Origin of the sequence: Dyella sp. (assembly GCF_036568765.1) — a bacterium.
Taxonomy (GTDB): domain Bacteria; phylum Pseudomonadota; class Gammaproteobacteria; order Xanthomonadales; family Rhodanobacteraceae; genus GSA-30.
In genome coordinates this window covers 1-3,802 of record NZ_DATCRY010000256.1, presented here as the reverse complement: position 1 = coordinate 3,802, position 3,802 = coordinate 1, and the positions used below count along the sequence as shown (strand labels likewise).

The window sequence follows — 3,802 nt, the reverse complement described above, 5'->3', positions numbered from 1 at the left end:
AACCTCGCAATCGCCCGAACATAGCGAAAGCGGATCCTATCGTTGTGGGAGCGACTTCAGTCGCGACAAGGACTTGCGATAAGGCACGATCGTCGCGACGAAAGTCGCTCCCACAGAAGAGCCAGTTTTTAGAGGTTCCCTAAAATCGTTCCCGCCAGAGAAAAGCAGGCGCAAAGACCCAAGAGAATCGAGGAGTCCGCCAGGACTCCTCGATTCCGCAAGCCAACATCAATAAGCTCGCCGTCCCAAGGATCGCGCTACTTCAGCCAAGGCAAAAATACGCGCCGCTTGCGTCCACCCGGTCACCGCAGAAATCAGTTGCACTACCAGCAAGCCGCCGAGCAATCCCATCCAGTCCGACGCCGTCACCTGGATACGCAACATACCCAATAGGACGATCAACGCATAACCCGCAACACTGATCGGCACATAGGCGAGCAACATGGAAAACGGTCGGCGCAGCAACTGCATCAAGCCCCGAAACAAAGCCACCGTCGCCGAACGCAACGAGGTGTCGGCGATATATGCGCCTCGCGCAGCATCGACAATCGCGTGCACGAGCACAAAGACGATGGCAGCCGCTGCAAAGAAGCCATGTCGCCACATGTCGGCCTGCGATTCGAGCACGGCCTTCGCGTCATGCTTGTCAGCCATGTCGGAGACTTGCCCGATCAACCAGGCCGCACCCGCGTACAACAGAATCGACCACAGCAGCAAGCGGAACATCTTGCCGTACATGCTCAAACCGTTGTGCAAATGACCGCCCAAGCTCGGCGCCATATCGCTACGACCCGCGCCGACGATCATGCCGTTCAGCCATGGCAACAGCAGCAAGGTCACCAAGGTGCCGGCGATCGCCGCAGCCTTCAGGCCGCCACTGTGCGCGGCGATCTGATGAATCGTATCGCCGGCCATCAGTCCATCGAACTGCTTCGCCCAAATCTGGGCATGTACCGAATGGTCGAGCAACTCGCTGAGCGAACCCCATAGCGGCAATGCAACTACGGCCGTCGGAATCAGCAGCAATATCAGCCACAACAGCAACAGGCGCCATTGCAAGGCATGGATCCACGCGCGAAATACCGCGCTCATATCGACACGACGAGCAGATTTATAGGCCATCACAGCGTCACCAGGAATGAGTAGAAGCCCTGCACCAGCGCCGCCACGTCAGCGGTCCAGCGCCGCGAAGCCGCGCCATTGCTGCGGACCGTACGGCTGTCGTTGAGTTTATTTTCGTCCAGGTAGATCTTCTGCTCAGGGTCGAGTTCGGCCGAAACAATCTTGCTCGGCTTGATGAAGGTGAAGCGTGCCCAGCGTCGGCTGTCGTCCCATCGAACATTCTCCACGCTGCCGTCGGCGAACGTCACTTTCAACACCTGTGGCACCGGCATGCCAGTGCGCACGACAGTGACGACGCCTTGCCAGGGGAACGGACCGGTACCTTTCTTGGGATCGGGGTGCGCATGATCCCAGTCTTCACGCTGGCGATCGATCTGTTTATCGAGCGTGTCACTGTCCTGTTCGCTGCGCTGACCGCCCTTCACATAGGTGCCCGGCTTCGGCAGCACTTCGTCGTTGTCGATCGCCACGATGCGATCGTCGACACGCGCAGTGCCATAGACGTAGCGGTCGAAGATCTCGTTGACGGCGCGCGCATTGCCCGAGGCATCGATCAGCGCGGCGCGCAGATCGGCCGCGGACGGGTGACGGAAATGCCAGCGTTTGTAGTACTCGCGGAAGCCGCGCTCGAGCGCCTCATGTCCGATGCGCTGTTCCAGATCGTGCATCGCCGTGGCGGTACGCGAATAGACGGTCCCGTAGCTGCTGCTGGACAGTCGATTCCAGGCGTTCTCGCCAAGCGGGTCGACCGGCTGATCCAGGCCTGCAATCAAACGCTCCTGCACAAATGGGTCGAAGGAAAAATCCACACCCAGTCGGTGCAACGGCTCGCCGAGTGTCAGCAAGCGCTGCTTACGCTCGATCAGCATGCGCTGATCCCAGAATTCATTGAGTCCTTCATCCAGCATCGGCTCTTCGAATTCGTTCGAGGCGAGCAGGCCATAAAAATAGCCGTGGCCGAATTCATGGATGGTGACAAAATCGAGCTCGAACACATCCGAGGTACCGGCGTTGACCTTGCTATAGCCCTCAGCGGTAAAGAAGGTCGGATATTCCATGCCGCCGGCTTCGGTGGCGTTATACGGCGGCACCACGGCGGTTACCGTGTTGTAGGGATACGCTCCCAGCGTACGCGAGAAGTATCCGAGCGAGTCGATCGTTGCCTTGAGCACCGGTTGGGCGCTGGCTACATATTCGGGTGGATAGATCACCCGTACCGCGACCTTGGGGCTACCGGGACCTTCATAGCTGCCATCCAGCGTCTTGTAGCCCTTCGCCGCGACCCACGCGAAATCGTGCACATCGTCCTGGCGGAAGTGATAGACGATTTTATCGCCCTGGCGCTGCGGCTCGCCTTGCTGCTGGCCGACTGCGCCAACGGTGTAGTCGGCAGGCGCGGTGATACGTACGTCGAAGCTGCCGAAATCGGCATAGAATTCGCTGTTGAAATGGAACTCGTGCACGTTCCAGCGCACCTCGGTCGCCCCGCGCTCGCCGGGCAACTCCAGCACGCCGATTTTCGGAAACCATTGCCCGACTAAGTTGAAATCGCCGAAATAACCGGTGCGCTCGATCACACGCGGGAGCTGGCTAAGAAAATCGATGTCGAGGGTCAGCGTGGCGCCGGCAGGCACCGCCTGCGCCAAGTCGATGCGCACCACGGTCTGGTCTGCATCCGGACCGCCATCGGGATGCACGAAGCGCCAGGTCAATGCATGGTCGCCCTGCTGCACCTGCTTGAGGTCGATCCAGCCCCATTCGCCCTTCTTTACTTCAGCCACACCACGCGAGCTGCCGTGCGCGGTCAGCAGATCGCGCTCGGTAAAGAACGTGCTGTGCGCGTTTTGGAAGGCATTGAGGTACAGATGCATGTAGATGCTGCGCACTTCGCGGTCGCTGCGATTACGCCAGGTGAGCTGCTCATGGCCGTTGATCGCATGCTTGGACGCGTCCAGCTCGGCATCGATGCGATAGCTCACGACACGATCGGACAGCGTCGGCTCGTTGCCGGTGCGCTCACCGCCCCAGGCACCCGGTGCGCTGGGCACGGCAACTGCTGCGGCATTGCCGTGGACCAATGGAATCTCTGTAGCGACGGTTGCCGTACCTGCGGGTGCCGGTATCGGTGTGGTTTGCTGAGTTTGCTGCGCTTGCAGCAACTGGCACCACCCAATCATGCACGCGAACGCCGCAATGAAGCGGCCTCCCCTGCCCACTCTCATGATCATGTATGTCTCCCCAAGCGAATGTTCAGGGTGCGCTAAGCCTTGTCACACTGGCATAGGCCAAAGGTCACGCCTGTCATCGAAACTTGTTACGGGAAAGTTTTTCGGAGGCTCAGTAAACGTCGCGGCGATAGCGGCCTTCGATACGCAAGCGTTCGAATTTGTCGCTGCCGAGTACCTCGACCAGTACCGCCTCGACACCTGGCGCCATGCCTGCGAGGCTGCCGCAGACATAGATCGCCGCACCTTCGGCGACCCACGCCTGCAATATCTCCGGCACGGCGCGCAAGCGATCCTGCACATAGGCAGGTCCCGACGGCACGCGCGACCAAGCCAAGTCGAGGCGCTCGATCGCACCTTCGCGTTGCCATCGCTCGATCTCGTCGCGATGGAAAAAGTCATGCTCGGGATGGCGCTCGCCGAACAGCAACCAGTTGCGCCGCTGCCCCGCCGTC

Annotated in this window: 2 protein-coding genes and 1 pseudogene; all 3 read right to left on the bottom strand. The window is 60.1% G+C overall.

What is annotated here, in order from left to right; translation table 11 throughout:
- Positions 1-228: 228 nt before the first annotated feature.
- Entirely contained in the window at positions 229-1,122 is an 894-nt protein-coding gene (locus VIM98_RS16925; protein WP_331994287.1) for a hypothetical protein, read from the bottom strand.
- Positions 1,122-3,350 carry a M1 family metallopeptidase gene (locus VIM98_RS16920; protein ID WP_331994286.1) on the bottom strand — a complete coding sequence of 743 codons (2,229 nt, stop codon included), beginning with the start codon at positions 3,348-3,350 and terminating at the stop codon, positions 1,122-1,124. Before VIM98_RS16920 ends, VIM98_RS16925 begins: the two co-directional genes overlap by 1 nt.
- A gap of 109 nt (positions 3,351-3,459) precedes the next feature.
- Positions 3,460-3,802 (bottom strand): annotated as a pseudogene (locus VIM98_RS16915) (sulfite reductase flavoprotein subunit alpha); the annotation flags it as partial.

What these genes read in the sequence shown, in the direction of transcription:
- VIM98_RS16925 (WP_331994287.1), bottom strand. Translation starts at nt 1,122, where the DNA reads ATGGCCTATAAATCTGCTCGTCGTGTCGATATGAGCGCGGTATTTCGC.
- VIM98_RS16920 (WP_331994286.1), bottom strand. Translation starts at nt 3,350, where the DNA reads ATGATCATGAGAGTGGGCAGGGGAGGCCGCTTCATTGCGGCGTTCGCG.